The 17,230-nt window shown below is 71.3% G+C and carries 18 protein-coding genes; 14 read left to right on the plus strand and 4 right to left on the minus strand.

The window, feature by feature from the left end:
• Positions 1-3 precede the first annotated feature (3 nt).
• The 6 genes from NIE111_RS15945 to NIE111_RS15970 all read left to right on the plus strand — a co-directional run bounded on the left by NIE111_RS15945 (position 4) and on the right by NIE111_RS15970 (position 6,835).
• Positions 4-861 carry a siderophore-interacting protein gene (locus NIE111_RS15945; RefSeq protein WP_238685148.1) on the plus strand — a complete coding sequence of 286 codons (858 nt, stop codon included), beginning with the start codon at positions 4-6 and terminating at the stop codon, positions 859-861.
• Between the two features lie 98 nt (positions 862-959).
• Positions 960-2,498 carry a pyridoxal phosphate-dependent decarboxylase family protein gene (locus NIE111_RS15950; RefSeq protein ID WP_238685149.1) on the plus strand — a complete coding sequence of 513 codons (1,539 nt, stop codon included), beginning with the start codon at positions 960-962 and terminating at the stop codon, positions 2,496-2,498.
• A gap of 61 nt (positions 2,499-2,559) precedes the next feature.
• On the plus strand, positions 2,560-3,837 hold the full coding sequence (locus NIE111_RS15955) for a lysine N(6)-hydroxylase/L-ornithine N(5)-oxygenase family protein (RefSeq protein WP_238685183.1): 1,278 nt from the start codon (positions 2,560-2,562) through the stop codon (positions 3,835-3,837).
• A complete protein-coding gene (locus tag NIE111_RS15960; protein WP_238685150.1) occupies positions 3,834-4,442 on the plus strand; it encodes a GNAT family N-acetyltransferase in 609 nt (202 codons plus the stop codon). The genes NIE111_RS15955 and NIE111_RS15960 overlap by 4 nt, the downstream gene beginning before the upstream one ends.
• Positions 4,439-6,286, plus strand: coding sequence for an IucA/IucC family protein (locus NIE111_RS15965; protein ID WP_238685151.1), 1,848 nt, complete (start codon positions 4,439-4,441; stop codon positions 6,284-6,286). The genes NIE111_RS15960 and NIE111_RS15965 overlap by 4 nt, the downstream gene beginning before the upstream one ends.
• Before the next feature lie 48 nt (positions 6,287-6,334).
• Entirely contained in the window at positions 6,335-6,835 is a 501-nt protein-coding gene (locus tag NIE111_RS15970) for an anthrone oxygenase family protein (RefSeq protein ID WP_238685152.1), read from the plus strand.
• A 34-nt stretch (positions 6,836-6,869) separates the two neighbouring features.
• On the opposite strand, the gene NIE111_RS15975 is transcribed toward NIE111_RS15970, so the two are convergent.
• A complete protein-coding gene (locus NIE111_RS15975; protein WP_238685153.1) occupies positions 6,870-7,343 on the minus strand; it encodes a MarR family winged helix-turn-helix transcriptional regulator in 474 nt (157 codons plus the stop codon).
• Between the two features lie 137 nt (positions 7,344-7,480).
• Between NIE111_RS15975 and NIE111_RS15980 the strand changes: the two genes are divergently transcribed.
• A complete protein-coding gene (locus tag NIE111_RS15980) occupies positions 7,481-8,041 on the plus strand; it encodes an NADPH-dependent FMN reductase (protein ID WP_238685154.1) in 561 nt (186 codons plus the stop codon).
• A 134-nt stretch (positions 8,042-8,175) separates the two neighbouring features.
• Positions 8,176-9,456, plus strand: a complete 1,281-nt coding sequence (locus NIE111_RS15985; protein ID WP_238685155.1) for an MFS transporter — start codon at positions 8,176-8,178, stop codon at positions 9,454-9,456.
• 206 nt (positions 9,457-9,662) lie between these two features.
• Here NIE111_RS15985 and NIE111_RS15990 read toward each other — a convergent pair whose 3' ends face one another.
• A complete protein-coding gene (locus tag NIE111_RS15990; protein ID WP_238685156.1) occupies positions 9,663-10,148 on the minus strand; it encodes a GNAT family N-acetyltransferase in 486 nt (161 codons plus the stop codon).
• Positions 10,149-10,282: 134 nt separating this feature from the next.
• On the opposite strand from NIE111_RS15990, the gene NIE111_RS15995 reads away from it, so the two are divergent.
• On the plus strand, positions 10,283-10,945 hold the full coding sequence (locus tag NIE111_RS15995) for a fasciclin domain-containing protein (RefSeq protein WP_238685157.1): 663 nt from the start codon (positions 10,283-10,285) through the stop codon (positions 10,943-10,945).
• A gap of 50 nt (positions 10,946-10,995) precedes the next feature.
• On the opposite strand, the gene NIE111_RS16000 is transcribed toward NIE111_RS15995, so the two are convergent.
• Both NIE111_RS16000 and NIE111_RS16005 read right to left on the minus strand, forming a co-directional pair.
• A complete protein-coding gene (locus NIE111_RS16000) occupies positions 10,996-12,015 on the minus strand; it encodes a phosphotransferase family protein (protein WP_238685158.1) in 1,020 nt (339 codons plus the stop codon).
• A complete protein-coding gene (locus NIE111_RS16005) occupies positions 12,012-13,085 on the minus strand; it encodes a LacI family DNA-binding transcriptional regulator (RefSeq protein WP_238685159.1) in 1,074 nt (357 codons plus the stop codon). The genes NIE111_RS16000 and NIE111_RS16005 overlap by 4 nt, the downstream gene beginning before the upstream one ends.
• Positions 13,086-13,178: 93 nt before the next feature.
• Between NIE111_RS16005 and NIE111_RS16010 the strand changes: the two genes are divergently transcribed.
• The 5 genes from NIE111_RS16010 (at position 13,179) to NIE111_RS16030 (ending at position 17,194) form a co-directional block, all read left to right on the plus strand.
• Entirely contained in the window at positions 13,179-13,523 is a 345-nt protein-coding gene (locus NIE111_RS16010) for a cupin domain-containing protein (RefSeq protein ID WP_124856015.1), read from the plus strand.
• On the plus strand, positions 13,516-14,232 hold the full coding sequence (locus NIE111_RS16015) for a cupin domain-containing protein (RefSeq protein WP_238685160.1): 717 nt from the start codon (positions 13,516-13,518) through the stop codon (positions 14,230-14,232). The genes NIE111_RS16010 and NIE111_RS16015 overlap by 8 nt, the downstream gene beginning before the upstream one ends.
• A gap of 166 nt (positions 14,233-14,398) precedes the next feature.
• On the plus strand, positions 14,399-15,367 hold the full coding sequence (locus NIE111_RS16020) for an ABC transporter permease (RefSeq protein WP_238685161.1): 969 nt from the start codon (positions 14,399-14,401) through the stop codon (positions 15,365-15,367).
• Positions 15,368-15,390: 23 nt separating this feature from the next.
• The gene (locus NIE111_RS16025; protein WP_210782234.1) at positions 15,391-16,395 is read left to right on the plus strand and encodes an ABC transporter substrate-binding protein; all 1,005 of its coding nucleotides are present in this window, start codon (positions 15,391-15,393) and stop codon (positions 16,393-16,395) included.
• 43 nt (positions 16,396-16,438) lie between these two features.
• Complete coding sequence (locus NIE111_RS16030) at positions 16,439-17,194, plus strand: ABC transporter ATP-binding protein (RefSeq protein WP_247669117.1); 756 nt, start codon at positions 16,439-16,441, stop codon at positions 17,192-17,194.
• Positions 17,195-17,230 lie beyond the last annotated feature (36 nt).

Below are 17,230 nucleotides of genomic sequence, written 5' to 3' on the forward strand. Positions count from 1 at the left end.
GCCATGAGTACGAGCGCCGCACCGATCGCCTCGCAGTACCGCTTCTACGCCGCGCACGTCGTCCGGGCCCACCGGGTGGGCGCCTCGCTGATCCGGGTCACGTTCGGTGGCGCGGAGCTGGCCGACTTCGCAGGCGGCGGCCGGGACCAGAGCGTCTCGCTGTTCCTGCCACACCCCGGGCAGCACGCCCCGGTGGTCCCGGTCGAACAGGGCGAGGACTGGTTCGGCGGCTGGCGGGCACTGCCGGAGGACGTCCGCGCCGTGCTGCGCTCGTACACCATCCGGGAGCACCGCCCGGCCGACACCGAGATCGACATCGACGTCGTCAGCCACGGCGACACCGGCCCCGCCTCCCGCTGGGCGGCCCTGGCCGGCCCCGGCGACCGGGTGCTGCTGCTCGGTCCGGCGGTGCCCGACAACCGCAGCGTCTGCTTCCGCCCGCCGGACGGCACGGACCTCGTGCTGCTCGCCGCCGACGAGACCGCGCTGCCGGCCACCGAGGGCATCCTGGCCTGGCTGCCCGCCGGCACCCGGGTGCGCGCCTGGATCGAGGTGCCCGACGCCGCGGACATCACCGACCTGCCCACCGAGGCCGACGCCGAGATCAGGTGGATCGTGCGGGGCAGCACACCGCCCGGCAGTGACCTGCTGGTCAGCTCCCTTCGTGCCGCCCGGCTCCCCACCGGCGGCGCCCCGTACGCCTGGATCGCCGGTGAGTCCGGCGTGGTGCGGGCGCTGCGCCGGCACCTCGTCGACGAGCGCGGCTTCGACCGCCGGAGGGTGACCTTCGCCGGCTACTGGCGACGCGGACTGTCCGAAGAGGACCTGCGTGCCGAGGCGCTTGCCGGCGCCACCGCCTGACTGACGACCCCAACCGATCGGCAGCACTGGCCCGAGGTGCACCGCCGCGCCGGGGAGGGTTCCGGCTGCCCCTCGTCGAGAACGTGGAAGGACATTCCGTGACCGTGCCGACGTACCCCGTCGAGACCACCACGCCGCCACCGGCGTCAACCGCCGCGCGGGCCCAGCTGCTGCACGGCGGCTCGGTCGAGCAGTACCGCCGGACGATCGCCGACGGCGTCGACCGGGTCGCCCGCCGGGTGGCCACTGTGGACCGCCCCGGCACCGGAATCACGCCGGCCGAGCTGGCCCCAGTGGTCGACCGGGTGGACCTGGACCGTCCGTTGGGCGACGCCGGCGCCGCACTGGACGAGCTGGAGAACGTCTACCTGCGCGACGCCGTCTGGTTCCACCACCCCCGCTACCTGGCCCACCTCAACTGCCCGGTGGCCATCCCGGCACTGCTCGGTGAGGCGGTGCTCACCGCCGTGAACTCCTCACTGGACACCTGGGACCAGAGCGCCGGGGCAACCCTCATCGAGCGCCGGCTGGTCGACTGGACGGCCGAGCGGATCGGCCTCGGCCCCCTCGCCGACGGCATCTTCACCAGCGGCGGCAGCCAGTCCAACCTCCAGGCGCTGCTGCTGGCCCGGGAGGAGGCGTGCGCCGACGCCCTCGGCCCGTCGGCGCGCGCCGAACTGCTGCCCCGGTTGCGGGTGCTCACCTCCGCCGCCGGTCACTTCAGCGTGCAGAAGTCGGCCAAACTGCTCGGCCTCGCCCCGGACGCGGTGATCGCGGTACCCACCGACGCCCGGCGACGGATCCGGCCGGCCGCCGTCCGTGAGGAGATCGCCCGGTGCCGGCAGGCCGGGCTGGTGGTGATGGCCGTCGTCGGGACGGCAGGAACCACCGACTTCGGTTCGATCGACCCGCTGACGGACCTGGCCGGGATCTGCGCGGCGGCCGGCGTGTGGCTGCACGTGGACGCCGCGTACGGCTGCGGTCTGCTCGTCTCGCCGACGCGCCGGCACCTGCTCGACGGCATCGAGCGGGCCGACTCGGTGACCGTCGACTTCCACAAGTCGTTCTTCCAACCGGTCAGCTCCAGCGCGCTGCTGGTCCGCGACCGGCGGACGCTGCGGCACGTCACCTACCACGCCGACTACCTCAACCCGGCCCGGATGGTGGAGCAGCGCATCCCCAACCAGGTCGACAAGAGCATGCAGACCACCCGCCGGTTCGATGCGCTGAAGCTCTGGCTCACCCTGCGGGTGATGGGCCCGGACGCGCTCGGCGGGCTCTTCGACGAGGTCGTCGACCGGGCCGCCGACGCCTGGCGACTGGTCAGCGAGGATCCGCGCTTCGAGGTGGTGACCCGCTCGGAACTGAGCACAGTGGTGTTCCGCTACCTGCCCACCGGCCCGGGCCGGGAGTTGGCCGACGCCGCCAACCTGCACGCCCGGGAGGCCCTGGCGGCGTCCGGTCTCGCCGTGGTCGCCGGGACCCGGGTGGACGGCCGGCACTTCCTGAAGTTCACACTGCTCAACCCGGAAACCACAGTCGACGACGTCGGGTACGTGCTCGACCTGATCGCCACCCATGCCGGCCAGTACGTGCACGACCACGTCGACGCCGACCTGATCTGCCCCGTCGGCTGACGCCGATGAACCTGCCCTGTCGGCTGACGCCGTGACCACGAACCCGCGCCTGGAGACCTCGATGTCCACCCACGACTTCATCGCCATCGGGTTGGGCCCGTACAACCTGGGTCTCGCCTGCCTCACCGCGCCGATCGACGAACTCGACGGCGTGTTCCTGGAGGCCCGGCCGAGCCTCGCCTGGCACCCCGGCATGCTGCTGGAGTCGGCCCGGTTGCAGACCCCGTTCATCGCCGACCTGGTGAGCCTCGCCGACCCGACGTCGCCGTACTCCTTCCTCAACTACCTCAAGGAGATCGGCCGGCTCTACCCGTTCTACATCCGGGAGAGCTTCTACCCGCTGCGCAGCGAGTACGACGCGTACTGCCGGTGGGCGGCGGCGAAACTGCCGAACCTGCGCTTCGGTCAGAGCGTGACCACTGTGGAGTACGACGCCGCCGACGAGCGGTACGTGGTGCGGGCCAGCACGGGCACGGGGGAGACCGTGGAGTACCGGGCCCGGCATCTGGTGCTCGGCACCGGCACCCCGCCGCACCTGCCCCCGGCCGTGGCCGACCTGCCGGGCGACGCCGTGCACAACTCCCGCTACCTGGAGCACCGGTCGGCGCTGCGCGCCAAGCGCAGCATCACAGTGGTGGGCAGCGGGCAGAGCGCCGCCGAGATCTACCACGACCTGCTCGGTGACATCGACCGGTACGGCTACCAGCTCAACTGGGTGACCCGGTCGCCGCGGTTCTTCCCGCTCGAATACACCAAGCTGACGCTGGAGATGACCTCACCGGACTACGTGGACTACTTCCACGCGCTGCCCGAGGCGACCCGCTACCGGCTGGAGTCCGAGCAGAAGGGCCTGTTCAAGGGAATCAACGCCGACCTGATCAACGACATCTTCGACCTGCTCTACGCGCACAGCGTGCACGGGCCGGTGAACACCCGCCTGCTCACCAATACCGAGCTGGTCAGCGCCGAGCACCAGGACGGGCAGTACACGCTGGGGTTGCGTCAGGTGGAGCAGGAACGCGACTTCGCCCTGCGTACCGAGGGGTTGGTGCTGGCCACCGGCTACCACTACCGGGTGCCGGAGTTCCTCACGCCGGTGTCAGACCGGATCCGCTGGGACGCGCACGGCCGCTTCGACGTGGCCCGCAACTACAGCATCGACCACAGCGGGCGGGGCATCTTCCTGCAGAACGCGGGCACCCACACGCACAGCATCACCTCACCGGACCTGGGCATGGGCGCCTACCGCAACTCCTGGATCATCAGCGAGCTGCTCGGCCGGGAGCACTACCCGATCGAGAAGAGCATCACCTTCCAGGAGTTCGGGGTGTCGTCGTGACCAGCGTCTTCACCCGCGTCGACGAGGGGCTCGGTGAGTTCGCGCTGCGGCCGCTCGATCCGGACGCCGACGCGGCGCTGTTGCACACCTGGGTGACCCACCCGAAGGCGGCGTTCTGGATGATGCAGGACGCCGACCCGGCCCAGGTCACCGAGGAGTACCGGCGCATCGCCGAGCACCCGCACCACGACGCGTACCTCGGCCTGTGGCGGGGGAGTCCCGCCTTCCTGGCGGAGCGCTACGACCCGGCCCACGTCGAGCTGGTCGGCCTGTACGACCACCAGCCCGGTGACGTGGGCATGCACTTCCTCTGCGCGCCGGTCGACGCGCCGGTGCACGGCTTCACCCGGGCGGTGATCGGCACCGTCATGGCGTGGCTCTTCGACGACCCGACGACCCGACGGGTGGTCGTCGAACCGGACGTGCGCAACACCGCCGTGCACGCGCTGAACGCCGCCGTCGGCTTCACCGTCGTCGGCCCGATCGCCAAGCCCGAGAAGGACGCGCTGCTCAGCGTCTGCACCCGAGCCCAGTTCCAGGCCGCCGCCGACCGCGTCGCCGCCGACCGCGCCGCTGCCACCCGAACCGAAGGAGCCCCGGCGTGACCACCACCGCCGTCCCGACCCACCCGCCCGTCGCCGCCGCGCACAACGCCTCCGGCGACCCGGTCGGGCACCTCACCCCGCAGCGCTGGGCCCGGGCCAACCGACTGCTGGTCCGCAAGGCGCTCGCCGAGTTCACCCACGAGCGGCTGCTCACCCCGGAGGCCGTGGCCGGCCCCGACGACCGGCAGTGGTACGAGGTCCGCAGCGACGACGGCACCGTCACCTACCGGTTCGCGGCGCGGGTGCTCGCCCTGGCGCACTGGCAGATCGACGCGGACAGCATCACCCGACACCGCGACGGCACCTCCCTGGCCCCGGACGCGGTGGACTTCATCGTCGAACTGCGCGACACCCTCGGGCTCTCCGCGCGGGTGCTCCCGGTCTACCTGGAGGAGATCACCTCGACGCTGGCGGGTACGGCGTACAAGCTGGCCCAGGCCGCGCCGAGCGCCGCCGAGCTGGCCGAGGCGGACTTCCAGACCATCGAGACCTCGATGACCGAGGGCCACCCGTGCTTCGTGGCGAACAACGGCCGGCTCGGCTTCGGCGTCGACGAGTACCACCGGTACGCCCCGGAGGCCGCCGCGCCGGTGCGGCTGGAGTGGCTGGCCGCGCACCGGGACCACTCGACGTTCAGCAGCGCCGCCGACCTCGACTACGACACGCTGATCGAGAGCGAGCTGGACGCCGAGACCCGGGCCCGGTTCGCGGCCACGATGGCCGATCTCGGGCTGGACCTCGCCGACTACCACCTGATCCCGGCGCACCCGTGGCAGTGGTGGAACAAGCTGGCGGTCACCTTCGCCGGGGAGCTGGCCGAGCGGCGGCTGGTGCACCTCGGCCCCGGGCCGGACGTGTACCTCGCCCAGCAGTCCATCCGTACCTTCTTCAACGTCAGCGAGCCGAGTCGGCACTACGTCAAGACCGCGCTGTCGGTGCTGAACATGGGCTTCATGCGGGGGTTGTCGGCCGCGTACATGGAGGCCACCCCGGCGATCAACGACTGGCTGGCCGACCTGATCGCCGCCGACGAGGTGCTGACCGGCACCGGCCTGACCGTCATCCGGGAACGGGCCGCTGTGGGTTACCGGCACCGGCAGTACGAGGCGGCCACCGAGCGCACCTCCCCGTACCGCAAGATGCTTGCCGCCCTGTGGCGGGAGAGCCCGGTGCCCGAGCTTGAGCCGGGGCAGCGACTGTCCACCATGGCCGCGCTGCTGCACGTCGACGACGAGGGCGGCTCACTGGCGGCGGCGCTGATCACCCGGTCCGGCCTGGCGCCCGAGGTGTGGCTGCGTCGCTACCTGGATGCCTACCTGACCCCGCTGCTGCACAGCTTCTACGCCCACGACCTGGCGTTCATGCCGCACGGCGAGAACGTCATCCTGGTCCTCGACGAGCAGGACACCGTCCAGCGGGTGATCTTCAAGGACATCGCCGAGGAGATCGCGGTGATGAGCGACACGGTCGAGCTGCCGGCGGCGGTGGAGCGGATCCGCGTCGAGGTGCCCGACGACACCAAGCTGCTGACCATCTTCACCGACGTGGTGGACTGCTTCCTGCGGCACCTCAACGCGGTCCTGGTCGAGGCCGGCGTGCTCGCCGAGGGCGACTTCTGGCGCACTGTCGCGGCCTGCGCCGCCGACTACTTCGACCGGGTGCCGCACCTGGCCGAGCGGGTCCGCCACTACGACCTGTTCGCCCCGGAGTTCACGCTGTCCTGCCTCAACCGGCTGCAGCTGCGCAACAACCAGCAGATGATCGACCTGGCCGACCCGTCGGCGGCGCTCCAGTTCGTCGGCACCCTCACCAACCCGCTCGCCGCCCACGCTCCGGCCCGGTGACCGCTATCGCGTTTGGTCAGCGCGCACGCCAACGGGTGCAATAGGAGGATGGGAGTTCTGAGTACCGCCAGCCTGTTCGCCGCCACACTGACCACCGGCCTGACCGCCGGGCTGTTCGCCGCCTTCGCGTACGCGGTCATGCCGGGTCTGGCCCGCACCGACGACCGGACGTTGGTGCTCGCCATGCGGCGGATCAACGAGTCGATCCTCAACCTGTGGTTCGCTGTGTGCTTCGGCGGCGCGCTGCTGTTCACGCTGCTGGCGGCGGCGCTGCACCTGGGGGCCGAGCGTCGGGCGGTGCTGCCGTGGATCGTCGCCGGGCTGCTGCTGTACCTGGTGGTGCTCGGCGTCACCGCCGTGGTCAACGTGCCGCTCAACAACGTGCTGGCCCGCGCCGGCGACCTCGACGACACCACCGACCTCGCGGCGCTGCGGGCGCGCTTCGAGGTCACCTGGGTACGCGCCAACGTGGTCCGCGCCGTCGCGTCGACCGGCGCCTTCGGGTTGTTGGCGTGGGCGCTGGTGGCCGAGGGCCGGCTGCTCGGCTGAGGCCGGATGAGCGACCGACCGGGCCGGCGTCGGCTCAGTCGGTCGGCTCTGCCGTGCCGGCCCCCTGGAACGCGCGGGCCAGCTGGGCGAGGTCGAAGCCCTCGAAGTGCTGGAGGAACCGGCGGCGTACGGCGGCCAGGTGACTGGGCCAGGATTCCTGTAGGCGGGCGTAGCCCGCGTCGGTGAGGACGGCGTTCCAGCCGCGCGCGTCCTCCTCGCACCGTTCCCGCCGGACCAGGCCCTGCGTCTCCAGCCGGATGATTGTGCGGGTCATGCCGCTGAGGGAGAGGTGGCAGAGCGCGGCGAGCTCGTTCATGCGCATCCGCCGGTCTGGTGTCTCGGAGAGGTTCATCAGCGCGGTGTACTCGGTGAGCGGTAGCTGACGGTCACCGACCATGTCCGCGTCGATCGCGCGGGGCAGGACGTGCATCACCTGGCCCAGGGCGCGGACCAGGGATTCCTCTTCTGAGGTGAGGGGTTGCGGCGTCGCTGCGGAGGGGTTGGACATCCTCCTATCATACTTGTTTGACTGAGCAAGTGCTTACCCTCCGTGTGATCACGCCCATAGGCCACATATTTGCTTGACCAATCAAGCAGCGGTTAGCGTTCCGGTCGTCAGGCAAGGACCTCTGAAAGGCGCCACACATGACCAGGATCGGGATCATCCTCGGAAGCACCCGCCCGGGGCGTAACGGCGAGGCCGTCGCCCGCTGGGTGCTCGATATCGCCAAGCAGCGCTCCGACGCGGAGTACGAGCTGATCGACCTGCTCGACTACCAGCTGCCGCACCTCGACGAGGCGTACCCGCCCTCGATGGGCCAGTACACCCAGCCGCACACCAAGCGGTGGGCCGAGACGATCGCGTCGTTCGACGGGTTCGTCATCGTCACCCCCGAGTACAACCACTCGACCTCGGGCGCCCTGAAGAACGCCATCGACTTCCTCTACGCCGAGTGGAACAACAAGGCCGTCGGCTTCGTCAGCTACGGCTCGGTCGGCGGGACGCGCGCCGTGGAACACCTGCGTCTGATCTCCGGTGAGCTCCAGATGGCCGACGTGCGCTCGCAGGTCGCCCTGTCGCTCTTCACCGACTTCGAGAACTTCAGCGTCTTCAAGCCCAATCAGTTCCACCAGGACTCGCTGACCGCCACGCTCGACCAGGTGGTGGCCTGGAGCACGGCGCTCGCTCCGCTGCGCAAGGCCTGAGCGTCTCGCGCCTGTCGGAAACGGCCGTGGGGGATCCCACGGCCGTTTCCGGGCGTTCAAGCACCGTCTCGGCTCACCGTGTCGCAACGCCCACGGCCAGCGTCGGAGGGGGTGCGTTCACTACCCTTGGCGCGATGAGCCGATCCGCCGCCGCTGGTCGGGCTCCGCTCTGGCGGGACCGGACCTTCGGCACGTACTGGGTCGCCCAGTCGCTCTCGGCGGCCGGCGACTCGTTCGCCTACCTGGCGGTGCCGCTGCTGGTGCTCCAGGCGACCGGGTCGGTGGCGCGGATGGGCCTGCTCACCGCCGTCGCGGGCGCGGCGTCCGTCGTCGCCGGAATCTTCGGTGGGGTGCTGGTCGACCGGTACGACCGCCGCACCCTGATGGTCGTGGCGGATCTGACCCGGCTGGTGCTCTACGCAGTGGTGCCACTGGCGTGGCTCGCCGGCCCGCAGGTCTGGCTGCTCTTCGTCGTGCTGCCCATCTGCGAGGCGGCCGGCATGCTGTTCCAGGTCGCCGCGGTGACAGCGGTCCGCAACCTCGTGGACTCCGACCGGATCACCGAGGCCAACGGCCGGTTGCAGGCGACGTACGCGGCGGCGGCCGTCCTCGGGCCGTTGCTCGCCGGTGTGGTGGCGGCCCGCTTCGGCCCGGCCACCGCCATCGCCGTCAACGCGGTGAGCTTCGCGCTCTCGGCGGCCGGCCTGTGGCTGATCCGACTGCGCCCCGTCCAGGCTGACGAGGGAGTTGCCCGGCAACGCCCGCTGGCCGAGTTCCTGGCCGGGGCACGGTTCCTGTGGCGGCAACCCGTGCTGCGCGCGCTGACCGTCCTGTTGTCGGTCTTCATCTTCCTCACCTACGGCTTCGTCGACGTGTTGATCTACCACGTCACGCACGACCTCGGCGGCTCCGAGGGCACCGTCGGCACGGTGCTCGGCCTGGCCGCGCTGGGTACTGTCGCCGGCGCGCTGCTGGTGGCGCCGCTGCGCCGCGGTCGCGGCTTCGGCCCCACCTGGATCGGCGCGCACGCGATCTGCGGTTTCGCCGTGGCGGGGGTCGGCATCGCCACCACAGTGCCCGCTGTCACCACGCTGACCGCCGTGTACCTGTGCTGTCTCAGCGTCGGCGGGATCTGTTCGATGTCCCTGCGCCAGGAGATCACCCCCGATCACCTGCTGGGCCGGGTCACGTCGGCGTTCTGGAGCACGCACTACGCCCTCGGTCCGGCCGGCGCTGTCGTGCTGACCTGGGCCGCCGGCCGCTACGGTGCTCCGGCGGTGACGCTCGCGGCGGGCGCGGGATGCCTGCTGGTCGCGGTCGGCGGCCTCTTCACCCCGATCCGCCGAGCCGGCGCGGAGCCGGCCGCCGGGCAGCCCGGACTGCGCCCGGCCCCGGCAGGCGGCACCGCTGGTTGAGACGGCGGCGCCACCGGCAGGGGCCGACGGCGGCACCGTTGGTGGAGACGCTATGGAGCTGATGTCGTAGACGATTCAGGCGGTGGGGGCGCTCCAGGCGGTGGGGAAGATCCGGACGGCCCGGCCAGCGGCCGATTCGTTTGTGACATCAGCTCCAAAGGCGCCGACCACCACTGTGGCCTCCTGAGTGAGCGGACCGGACGCGGTCAGAACTCCTGGTACATCACGTGCAGGCCGACCCGGCCCAGGGTGGGGTGACGGAACGCGCCCGGCACGGTGCCGATCACCGCGAAGCCCTCCCGCAGGTACAGCCGCACCGCAGAGGTGTTGCTCTCCGCCACGGCGTTGAACTGCATGCCGGCGTACCCCTGCCGGCGGGCCCAGGTGAGGGCGTCACGGCACAACGCGGTGCCCACGCCCCGGCCCCGCGCGTCGGCGGCGACCATGAAGCTGGCGGTGGACACGTGCGCGCCCGGCCCGGGCCGGTTGGTGCCCATCTTCGCGGTGCCGAGCACCCGCTCGCCGTCGACCGCCACGACGGTCCGCCCCGGCGGTGCCTCGACCCACATGCCGTACGACTGCTCGGCGGTCATCGCCGGGTCGTAGGGGAACGTCTCCTGTGCCCGGATCACCTCCTCGATGATCGGCCACACCTGGGACCAGTCCCGGTCGACGAACTCCCGAATCAGCACCTGGGGAGGTTAGGCCCCGGCAGGAGCCCCGGACAATCCGTTATCCGCTGGTGCATCTGCGCGGCCTACCCGGTGCGAAGCATGGATCGTGACGAGACGTCACGGATCCGGTCGCTTCGACGAAAGGCCCGCTGATGAAGATCGCACGAATCGCCGCCCGGATGGCGGTGGGTGCCATGGCCACCGCGCTGGCCACCACCGCTGTTGCCGTACCGGCCGCTCAGGCCACCGGCAAGCCCAAGCCGCTCGGCACGACGTCACTCGCCCAGGTGCTCACCCGCGACAGCAGCGGCTTCGACCGCAACTCGCGTGACTTCGACGTGCTGACGGCGGCCGTGCTGGCCGTGTTGGAGGCCAAGCCGAACTCTCCGGTCAAGGTGCTCACCGACGGCACCGTGGCGCTGACCGCGTTCATCCCCACCGACGCCGCGTTCCAGCAGTTGGTCCGCGAGATCACGCAGGCCCGGAAGCTGCCGAGTGAGAGTGCCGCCTTCACCGCCGTGGCCGGGCTGGGCATCGACACCGTCGAGTCGGTGCTGCTCTACCACGTGGTCCCTGGCGCCACCATCGATCGCAAGACGGCGGTCCGGGCCGACGGCACGGACCTGACCACCGCGCTCGGTTCGACAGTCGAGGTCGACGTGCGCACCTACCTGTACTTCTTCCGTCAGGTGCGGCTGGTCGACGCCGACACCGACGACCGTGACGCGCGCGTCGTCTCCTACGACGTCAACAAGGGCAACCGGCAGATCGCGCACGCCGTGGACCGGGTACTGCGCCCGATCGACCTGCCCTGACCCGAAGGGTGGCGTCCGACCACGTGCCGGACGCCACCCGCGCCGGGGCGTCAGCCCGAGGCGAGCGCGGCGAGTTCCTCGTCGAGCAGTGCCGCCAGCCGGGCGGACCGCCCGGGATGGCTGCGCACGGTCATCCCGCGGCTGGGCATCTCCACGGTCATCAGCAGGTACAGGTGCAACCGGTAGAGGCCGAGCCGGCGGCGTGCCGAGGCGTTCAGCACCAACGGTTCGGCGGCGTTGGCCTGGTAGCCGCGCAGCAGGGGGTGCTCCGGTTCGTCCTCGACGCGTCGGAAGAGCAGCGGCGAGACCAGGTCCAGCAGTGGGTCGCCGTAGAGGAACCGCTCGCCGTCCACCAGGCCGCGCAACCGCAACCGGCCGTCCGCGTCGGGCGCCGCCAGCACGTTGCCGTCCCAGCAGTCGAAGTGCAGCAGCACCGGGCGGCGCACCTCGTCGAGCACGTCGGCGTGCCGCCCCACCAGCGCACGCAGGTGCTCCGGGGTCACCGGCAGTCGGACGCCCCAGTCGGCCGCGTCGGCCAGGAGCGCGTCGAACATCGCCGTGAACGCCGCCCGCCAGGTCGGCCCGCCGGCCCGATCGTCGTCGTACCCGAACCGTTCACCGGTCACCCGGTGCAACGCGGCGAGAGCCACCCCGAGGTCGTAGCGCGCCGGGCCGTCGTGGACCGCGACACCGGCCTCGGCCAGGTCGGACAGCGACCGGCCGGGCAGCATCGCGGTGACCAACCACTCGCCGTACGCCGGGTCGGCGCCGCGCCAGAGCACCGGGGGGACGGGCACCTGCGGCGCCCGCTGCGCGACGAGCCGAAAGTACCGCTCCTCGGCAGCGCACAGCCCGCGCTCGTAGCGTAGAAGCGGCGTTCCGGCCGGCGGAGCCAGTTTCAGCACCACCCGACTGTCGTCGTCGAGCAGCGCCCACCAGACCGTGGCGTACCCGCCGCCGGCCAGCGGACCGGCGTCCCGGACCCGGGTGTGTGGCCCGAATGACGCACCGACCAGGTACGCGACATCGGCGCGCGTGAGGCGGCGCTGGGTCGGGCTGGCACCGGTCACGACGTGGCGTCACCTCGCCGCGCGCGTGGCGCGGAACCCGCTGTGGCGCGGGTGGACAGTGGGACGGGACCGGCGGTGTCGCGGCGGACCAGTTCGGCGGGGAGCACCTCGACCCGGGGCGTCGGGGCGCCGACGCCGAGCACCAGGGACATCGCCCGCACACCCATGTCGACAAGGGGCAGTCGCACGGTGGTCAGCGCCGGGGTCACGTCCCGGGCGATCGGCATGTCGTCGAAACCCAGCACCGAGATCTGCTGCGGCACGGCCAACCCACGCGCGCGCAGGGTGGCGAGCGCGCCGATGGCCATCGAGTCGTTGAGCGCCACGATCGCGGTCAGCTCCGGGTCGGCGTCGAGCAGTCGGGCGGTGGCCTCGGCGCCGCCGTCGCGGTCGAACTCCGCGTACCGGATGCGCCGTTCGGGCAGCTCGCGGCCCTGCTCGGTGAGGGCCTGCCGGAGGCCGGCGAGCCGGTCGGTGGTGGTCGTCAGGATGCGTGGGCCGGCGACCACGCCGATCGCCCGGTGCCCCAGACCGCACAGCTCCCGCCCGGCGAGGTAGCCGCCGGTCCGGTTGTCCGGCATCACCGCGTCGCCGGAGTGCTCGTGCCGGCCGATCACCGCCACCCTCCCGCCGGTTGCCTCGTACGCGGCGAGCTTCTCGTTGAGTTGTCGGGTGAACGCCTCGTCGTGGTAGCCCGAGCCGGCCAGGATCAGCGCCGCCACCTGGTGGCCGCGCAGCAGCTCCACGTACTCCAACTCGCGGTCCGGGTCCCGGTAGCTGTTGCAGATCATCAGCAGCCGGCCCTGGTCGGTGGCGACCCGTTGCAGCCCTCGGGTGATCTCGGCGAAGTATGGGTCGGAGACGTCGTGCACGATCACGCCGACAGCGCTGCGGTGCGAGCGGGCCAGCAGTTGGGCGTGCGCGTTCGGCACGTACTGCAACTCGGCGACGGCGGCGAGCACGCGTTCGCGCAGCTCGTCGGTGACCGGCTTGCTGCTGCCGTTGATGACGCGGGAGGCGGTGGCGGGCGAGACGCCCGCTCGGCGGGCCACATCGGACAGGGTCGCCATGGCCCGCCCCCTCGATCTGTTGACGGCGTTTCGTCGTGCCGGCTAGCGTCACCGTACCGCAGAGAAAGCCCTTTCCCGCAGGGAGGCCCGGCCGTGTCCGATCGCTTCGCGGTACTTCAACTTGACGACCTTCCCGCCCGACGCTGCTCGTGTGGGACCACCCGCCGGGGTTTCATCGCCGAGAGCGAGGGCCAGGCCAGCGTGCATCTGCTCCAGGTGCAGGACGCGGTGACGCACCACCACCGGATCGCCACCGAGTACTACGTCGTGCTCGCCGGTGAGGGCGAGATCGAGCTGGACGGGGTCCGTCACCCGGCTCGGCCGATGTCCGCGTTCCTGATCAAGCCGGGCTGCCGGCACCGGGCCATCGGCGACCTCACAGTGCTGCTGGTGTCCTTGCCGGCCGCGGACGACGCCGACGAGTACTTCGATGCGTGATCGGTCGGCGCCGCTGCCCGGCGGGGTCGGGGTGTCCCGGCTGCGCGTCTACGACACGGTGGCCCCGGACGGCCTGGTCGGCGGCACCCCGCACGTGCACCTGTGCTGCACCGAGGGGTACGTGGTGACCGGTGGCGAGGGCGCGGTGCAGACAGTGACCACTGCCGGCTACCGGGAGACGCCGCTGCGGCCGGGGGTGGTGGTCTGGTTCGAGCCGGGCACCGTGCACCGACTGGTAAACGGTGGCGGGCTCAGCATCGTGGTGCTGATGCAGAACAGCGGCCTGCCCGAGGCCGGCGACGCGGTGTTGACCTTCCCACCCGAGGTGCTGGCCGACCCGGCCGCGTACGCCGAGGCGGCGGCGTTGCCCGACGGGGGAGCGCCGGGCGCGGACGTGCTTGCGGCGTACCGCCGTCGTGATCTGGCGGTGACCGGCTTTCAGGCGCTGCGCTCCGGTGGGCCGGCGGCGCTGGCCGCGTTCCACGCCGCCGCGGTCGCCCTGCGCCAGCCGCTGCTGGCGCGGTGGCGGCAGCGGTGGGAGGCCGGCGCGGGTCGTGCCGCCGCCGACACCGCCGCGCAGCTCGACGCCCTGGAGCGGGGGGATCCCGGCCACCTGGGCGACGCCGGGGTGTTCGCGGTCAACGAGCCGGTCGAGCGGGGCCGGCTGGGTATGTGTGGCCTTCTCGACACCTACCCGGCGGCCGGCTGAGCGTCCCTTCGGGACGGCCGCTGTGGTCCCCAGGCATCGGTGGAAACAGATCGAGGAAAGGCCTTGCCCGGCGTGAGGGGGCCGCCTACGCTCCAGGAAAGCGTTTGCCTGATCCGCCGACCGGCCCGGTCCATGGGCGTCGTGCCGGGCCCCGAGGAGGTTCCGCGTGACCGAGAACTCTTTGGACACGGCGGGCCGGCAGGCCGCCGCCGACCAGGCCAGTGGTGCGCGAGCAGCCGCTGCCGGGCCCGGCAGCGGCGGTGCGGACGGCCTCGACGGAAGGGCTTCGTCCACTGTCGTGACGACGCCACCCGGCGGCGGGCGTCCACCCCGGCCCACGCTCGGTCGCCGGGCCGTGACCTTCGCCGACTCGCTCTGGCGCCCGGCGTTGGTGCTCGCGGTCTTCTTCGCCGCCTGGTGGTTCGTGGCGGCCCGCGAGTACGTCCCGAACTACCTGGTGCCCACCCCCGGCCAGGTGTGGGAGACGATGACCACCCAGTGGTCCGAGCTGGCCCGGCACACACTGGTGACCCTCTACGAGACGGTGCTCGGCTTCGTGCTGGCCGCCGCGTTGGGCCTGGCCACGGCGGTCGCCATCGCCTACTCCCGCACCCTGGACAAGGCGCTCTACCCGATCGTCCTGTTCGCACAGGTCATCCCGAAGATCGCCATCGCGCCGCTGCTGGTGGTCTGGTTCGGCCTCGGCCTCACCCCGAAGATCATCCTGGCGGTGCTCATCGCGTTCTTCCCGGTGGTCATCTCCGGCGTGGCCGGACTGCGCTCCACCGACCCGGAACTGCTCGACCTCGCCGCAACGATGGGCGCCGGGCCGTGGCGCACCTTCCGCAAGATCCGCTTCCCGAACGCGTTGCCGCACCTGATGGCCGGCCTGAAGGTGGCCGTCACCCTCGCCGTTGTCGGTGCCGTGGTCGGCGAGTTCGTCGGCGCCAGCGAGGGGCTCGGCTACGTCCTGTTGCTGGCCAACGGCAACCTCGACGCCCCACTGCTGTTCGCCGACCTGATCCTCATGTCGGCCATCGGCATCGTCCTGTTCGTCCTGGTCGAGATCGCCGAGGCACTGCTCATTCCGTGGCACGCCAGCCGACGGGCCGGCGTGTCCCTCACCACCTCCTGACCGACCCCATCACGGAGGCACCGATGAAACGCACCGCCACCACCATCCTGGCCACCGCCGCCCTGCTCCTCGCCGCCACCGGCTGCGGTGGGGACGACCCCGGCGGCAGCACCAACGCCGACGGCAGCAAGCAGGTCACCCTCACCCTCAACTGGGTGCCCTACGGCGAGCACGCGCCCTTCTACTACGGCCTGCAGAAGGGTTACTACTCCGCCGAGGGCATCGACCTGAAGATCCTGCCCGGCAACGGCTCGGGCAACACCGTCAAGCAGGTCGCCCAGAAGCAGACCGATTTCGGGTGGGCGGACAGCCCGGTGCTGCTGAAGTCGGTGGCCAGCGGCATGCCGGTACGCAGCCTCGGCGCGTACCTGGAGAAGGGTCCGTCCTCGGTGGAGTTCTTCACCGAGGAGAACATCAAGACCCCGGCAGACCTCAAGGGCAAGACCGTCGGCGGCACCCCCGGCGACGCCCTCTACGCGACCTTCCCGGCCTGGCTGGAGAAGAACGGGCTCAAGAAGGACGACGTCAAGGTGGTCAACGTCGACGCCGCCGGCAAGATCGCCGCCCTGGCCGAGGGCAAGGTCGACGCCATCATGGGCTTCTTCCACGACCAGGCGCCGACCATCGAGAGCAAGACCGGCAAGAAGGTCGACGTGCTGCTCTTCGCCGACTACGGGATGAACCTGCTCGGCACCGGCCTGATCGCCAACACCCAGACCCTGCAGAAGGACCCGGAGCTGGTCCGCAAGTTCGTCCGGGCCACCCAGAAGTCCTGGGCCGACGCCGCCCGGGACCCGGCCGGCGCGGTGAGCGCGATGACGGCTCTGGCCGAGAACGAGCCGGCGCCCGAGGTGCTCACCAAGCAGCTCACGCTCAACATGCCACTGATCGGCGCGGACGGCCCGCCCGGGGTGAACACCGAGGCCCAGTGGACCGAGACCATCGACCTGATGTCCCGCTACGCCGAGCTGAAGGACCCGGGAGCGCCCAGCGCGTACTGGGACTCCTCGTACGCGGCGCAGGGGTGACCCGGTGACCGCCGCGCCGGCAGCCACCGGCACCGCCATCGGGATGTCCGGGCTGACCGTCCGGTTCACCACCCGACGGTCGCAGACCACAGCGTTGGACGACGTGTCGCTGGACATCGAACCGGGCGAGTTCGTCACTATCGTCGGCCCGTCCGGCTGCGGCAAGTCCACGCTCCTGAAGATCGTCGCGGGCTTGGTCAAGCCGACCAGCGGTGACGTGTCTCTGCTGGAACGCCCGGTGCGCGGCCCGCAGAAGGAGATCGGCTTCGTCTTCCAGAAGGCCGCGTTGCTGGAGTGGCGCGGTGCCCGGGCCAACATCCTGCTCCAGGCCGAGATGCGCGGCATGGACCGGGCGCAGGCGGCCCGCCGCGCCGACGAGCTGATCGAGATGACCGGCCTGACCGGCTTCGAGAAGGCGTTGCCACACGAGCTGTCCGGCGGCATGCAGCAGCGGGTGGCGCTCTGCCGCGCGCTGCTGCACTCCCCGCCGGTGCTGTTGATGGACGAACCGTTCGGCGCCCTGGACGCACTGACCCGCGAGCAGATGAACGCCGAACTGCACCGGATCTGGCGGGAGACCGGAACCACTGTGGTGCTGGTCACCCACTCCATCGCCGAGGCGGTCTTCCTCGGCACCCGGGTCGTGGTGATGAGTCCCCGGCCCGGCCGGATCATCCGCACCTTCCCGGTCGAGCTGCCGGCGCACCGCGACTACGCGCAGGTGATGTCGGATCCCCGCTTCGACCGGCTCGCCACCGACCTGCGTGGGTTGCTCGGCAGCGCGGCCGCCAACCACTGAGCGCGGATCGGCACGACCAGCACGACGGAAGGAACA

It is taken from the genome of Micromonospora hortensis, from assembly GCF_022230935.1.
Taxonomy (GTDB): domain Bacteria; phylum Actinomycetota; class Actinomycetes; order Mycobacteriales; family Micromonosporaceae; genus Micromonospora; species Micromonospora hortensis.

What these genes read in the sequence shown, in the direction of transcription:
- NIE111_RS15945 (WP_238685148.1), top strand. Translation starts at nt 4, where the DNA reads ATGAGTACGAGCGCCGCACCGATCGCCTCGCAGTACCGCTTCTACGCC.
- NIE111_RS15955 (WP_238685183.1), top strand. Translation starts at nt 2,560, where the DNA reads ATGTCCACCCACGACTTCATCGCCATCGGGTTGGGCCCGTACAACCTG.
- NIE111_RS15970 (WP_238685152.1), top strand. Translation starts at nt 6,335, where the DNA reads ATGGGAGTTCTGAGTACCGCCAGCCTGTTCGCCGCCACACTGACCACC.
- NIE111_RS15975 (WP_238685153.1), bottom strand. Translation starts at nt 7,343, where the DNA reads ATGTCCAACCCCTCCGCAGCGACGCCGCAACCCCTCACCTCAGAAGAG.
- NIE111_RS15980 (WP_238685154.1), top strand. Translation starts at nt 7,481, where the DNA reads ATGACCAGGATCGGGATCATCCTCGGAAGCACCCGCCCGGGGCGTAAC.
- NIE111_RS15985 (WP_238685155.1), top strand. Translation starts at nt 8,176, where the DNA reads ATGAGCCGATCCGCCGCCGCTGGTCGGGCTCCGCTCTGGCGGGACCGG.
- NIE111_RS15995 (WP_238685157.1), top strand. Translation starts at nt 10,283, where the DNA reads ATGAAGATCGCACGAATCGCCGCCCGGATGGCGGTGGGTGCCATGGCC.
- NIE111_RS16005 (WP_238685159.1), bottom strand. Translation starts at nt 13,085, where the DNA reads ATGGCGACCCTGTCCGATGTGGCCCGCCGAGCGGGCGTCTCGCCCGCC.
- NIE111_RS16015 (WP_238685160.1), top strand. Translation starts at nt 13,516, where the DNA reads ATGCGTGATCGGTCGGCGCCGCTGCCCGGCGGGGTCGGGGTGTCCCGG.
- NIE111_RS16025 (WP_210782234.1), top strand. Translation starts at nt 15,391, where the DNA reads ATGAAACGCACCGCCACCACCATCCTGGCCACCGCCGCCCTGCTCCTC.
- NIE111_RS16030 (WP_247669117.1), top strand. Translation starts at nt 16,439, where the DNA reads ATGTCCGGGCTGACCGTCCGGTTCACCACCCGACGGTCGCAGACCACA.